The following is a 3462-nucleotide window of genomic DNA, read 5'->3' as shown; positions in this document are numbered from 1 at the left end:
TTTTGAATACATAATGACATCATACCCGAAGTCCAGGTTTTTGTCCGCACGCCCAAGCGTAAGTTCAATACCACTCCGTAGACAGATACCATGATGGTTTGCCCTAAAGTCCGACTCAAGGTGTTGAAACTCGTCGCCACTCCGACCATATCTTTTGGCACTACGGCTTGGGCGCGAACGGTCGTAGTGGTGATCACATTCCCAAACCCAAATCCGGTCAAGCACGCAATCAACAAGAAGCCCCAGTATGGAAAGCTTTGTGGCACTAACGCCAACAAAATACTGCCGACTAACAGCACCATCAGCGCCATGGTCATGATTTTCTTCGGGGTACTATTGACCAATAAACGGCCCGCCACAAAAGACCCGACGATCCACATCAAAGAGCTTGGCGTAATGGCAAACCCACCAAACGTCGCACTCATGCCTAAAATACCTTGCACCCACATCGGCATATAAGTTTCATACCCGATCACAAACCCGGAAATCAACGCCGCGATCAAATTCGTGATCACAAAGGCGCGTTCATTGAATAAACTTAAATCGATAATCGGATCCACTGCTTTGCGTTCGGCTTTAACAAACAGCCACAAGCACACACCCGCAGCGATCAAAAAACCGATCAGCTTGATCACGCCATGGCTGGCCGATAAGCTTTGAAAACCGAGGAGTAACAGCACCAAGCTGGCCACTAACCACACTGTGCCGACATAATCGATCGCGGCTTTGGAAGGGGTCCGAGATTCAAACAAGAACCCACCGACTAACACCATGCACAACAACCCGATCGGCACGTTGATAAAGTAGATCCAATGCCACGACAGCTTTTCGACAATAAAGCCACCTAGCAGTGGTGCCACTAAAGCCGCAATGCCCCAAGCTGAGCCATTGAAGCCTAGCACCTTGGCGCGTTTTTCAAACGGATAAATGTCGGCAATGATGGTAAAGGTCACTGGCATAATGGCGCCGGCACCAACCCCTTGAATCGCCCGCATGACGATCAACATCGGCATAGAATTGGATATCCCAGATAAAAATGATCCGGTAATAAATATCGCCAAGCCGACTAAAAAGACGGGTTTGCGTCCGATTTGATCCGCGAGCTTCCCAAAAATCGGGGTCGCCATGGCGTTGGTCAATAAATAAATGGAAATGATCCAGTTCATCATCGCCACGCCATGGAGCTCCCCAACAATGGTCGGCAAGGCAGTGGCCACAATGGTGCCTTCCACTGCAGTCATAAATGTCGCGATAAAAATCGCAATGGTCACCACCACAACATTGGTTTTTTTCTTTTGCATACTACCTCCAAATAAGTCTGATCGATCCCATAAAAAAACATCCACCACCGCTTAGGGTGATGGACGCCTCTTCACTCGTTTAATCTAAGTACTTGGCCAACGCCTCAACTTTATCGAGGTGTTCCCAAGGCAGATCAACATCTGTACGTCCAAAATGACCATACGCTGCCGTTTGCTTGTAAATCGGCCGGCGTAAGTTCAACATTTTAATGATGCCTGCAGGGCGCAGGTCGAAGTTCTCGCGAATCGCTTGTTGGATCTTTTCTTCTGCGATTTTGTTGGTGCCAAAGCAGTTAACGGACACGGAAACCGGTTGCGCCACGCCGATGGCATAAGCCAGTTGCACTTCAAGTTTGTCAGCTAAGCCGGCTGCCACCGCGTTTTTGGCGATGTAGCGGGCTGCGTATGAAGCGGAACGGTCAACTTTGGTGGCATCTTTACCAGAGAAGCAACCACCACCATGACGGGCGAAACCACCGTAAGTATCAACGATGATCTTACGTCCGGTCAAACCAGAATCGGCTTGCGGGCCACCTAAAACAAAGCGGCCAGTTGGATTGACGTAAATCTTGGTTTGATCATCCAACAAGTTTGCTGGGATCACCGCGCGAATCACTTGCGCTTCAATATCTTTGCGGATCTGCGCCAACGTGACATCTGGGTTATGTTGCGTGGAAACCACAACCGTATCGACCCGGACTGGCTTTTCATTGTCATCGTATTCGACGGTGACTTGGGCTTTGGCATCAGGCCGCAAGTACTTGATGGTACCGTCTTTGCGCAGCTTGGCAATTTTTTGCATCAATTGATGTGATAACAAAATTGGCAAAGGCATGAGCTCTTTGGTTTCGTTGATCGCGTAACCAAACATCATGCCTTGATCACCGGCCCCAATTTTATCTAATGGGTCGGTTTGGCCTTCTTTGGCTTCATAAGAATCATTGACGCCTAAAGCAATATCTGGTGATTGTTCGTCCAACGCCGTCAAAACGCCAACAGAATCTGGATCAAAGCCTGATTCTTTGGTATAGCCGATTTCGCGGATCGTGTCGCGCACGATTTTTTGAATGTCGACATAAGCTGTGGTGGAGATTTCGCCAACGACTAAGACCAATCCTGTGGTAACAGTAGTTTCACAAGCCACGTGCGCTTGTGGGTCTTCAGTTAAAATGGCATCTAAAATCGCATCGCTGATTTGATCAGCGATTTTGTCGGGATGGCCTTCTGAAACAGACTCCGACGTAAATAAGTGACGTTCCTGCATTTTATGTTTCCCCCTAAAATTTATCGGTTACAAGGCATGTCCAAAATTTGGACCCCATCGGGAAGTCGATTGCAACATTTCTAGCATAACACGTTGGCTGAAACAAATCACCCGTGTAAGCGCGACAAGATGAAAATAACACCGATCAGCACAGAAGCCAGGGCTTGGAGATTGGCATTGACCTTCAAGACGCGCGTGGATGATGCCGCTGCGATCACCACTAACGCGCCAGCTGCGATCAAGGTCAATTGCCCGCTGAAATACCCGATCACAGCAACGGCTGCCAGCATTATCAGTGCTAACCACACTGGCATCCGATCAGCCCACACACTGATGACTTGAGGGATCAGTAGCACCGCCAACAATAACAACAGCTGCCAAGTGGTGCCTTGCATCAATTGATACAACAACACCATTTGTGCAAAGAACACGCTGATGGTCCATAAGGTGATTTCCAGCGCTTGCGACAGCTTTTGACTATTGATCAAGCCGCTATAAACCACTTGGGCCAAGATCACCGGCAACAATAACCATTGCGCACTAGCTGCGATCACGCCAAAAATTGCGGCGGTGGCCAGCCACCAAATCAGCTTGATTTGGCCGCGTGCGCCTGCCAGGCATAAAGTAAACAGCAACGTTGCCACTAAGGTCAACGACCACTGAATCCCTGCTGACCATAGATATAGCATTGGCATTAAAGCGATTTGCAGCCAACTCAAGGCCACCAGGACTGGTTTTGAATTTTGCATCACAGAACCTCCAGTTTAGGTAAACAAAAAGCGCCCACTATCATAGTGAGCGTAGCCGGTACGGTTCCAACGAGACTCGAACTCGTGATCTCCTGCGTGACAGGCAGGCGTCCTAACCAACTAGACCATGGAACCGTAAGAATAAAAA

3 protein-coding genes, 1 tRNA gene and 1 riboswitch are annotated in these 3462 nt (G+C 48.8%); all 4 genes read right to left on the bottom strand.

The features are described from left to right. Nucleotides 1–1301, bottom strand: a 1301-nt coding sequence (locus FD01_RS12500) for an MDR family MFS transporter (protein WP_056964616.1), incomplete at its 3' end; no start/stop codon positions are given. A 79-nt stretch (nt 1302–1380) separates the two neighbouring features. Continuing rightward, the gene (gene metK, locus FD01_RS12495; RefSeq protein WP_056964614.1) at nt 1381–2565 is read right to left on the bottom strand and encodes a methionine adenosyltransferase; all 1185 of its coding nucleotides are present in this window, start codon (nt 2563–2565) and stop codon (nt 1381–1383) included. Beyond that, a riboswitch (SMK box riboswitch) is annotated at nt 2563–2645 on the bottom strand. It overlaps the preceding gene by 3 nt. A gap of 27 nt (nt 2646–2672) precedes the next feature. Continuing rightward, entirely contained in the window at nt 2673–3314 is a 642-nt protein-coding gene (locus tag FD01_RS12490) for a hypothetical protein (RefSeq protein ID WP_056964612.1), read from the bottom strand. 61 nt (nt 3315–3375) lie between these two features. Further along, nucleotides 3376–3449, bottom strand: a tRNA-Asp gene (locus tag FD01_RS12485). Between the last annotated feature and the right edge of the window lie 13 nt (nt 3450–3462).

Origin of the sequence: Lacticaseibacillus manihotivorans DSM 13343 = JCM 12514 (assembly GCF_001435035.1) — a bacterium.
GTDB lineage: Bacteria > Bacillota > Bacilli > Lactobacillales > Lactobacillaceae > Lacticaseibacillus > Lacticaseibacillus manihotivorans.
The sequence above is the reverse complement of the archived record's forward strand: the minus strand, read 5'-3'. Positions and strand labels throughout refer to the sequence as shown.

Excerpts from the sequence above, each read along its gene's own strand:
- metK (WP_056964614.1), bottom strand. The coding sequence starts at position 2,565 with ATGCAGGAACGTCACTTATTTACGTCGGAGTCTGTTTCAGAAGGCCAT.
- FD01_RS12490 (WP_056964612.1), bottom strand. The coding sequence starts at position 3,314 with ATGCAAAATTCAAAACCAGTCCTGGTGGCCTTGAGTTGGCTGCAAATC.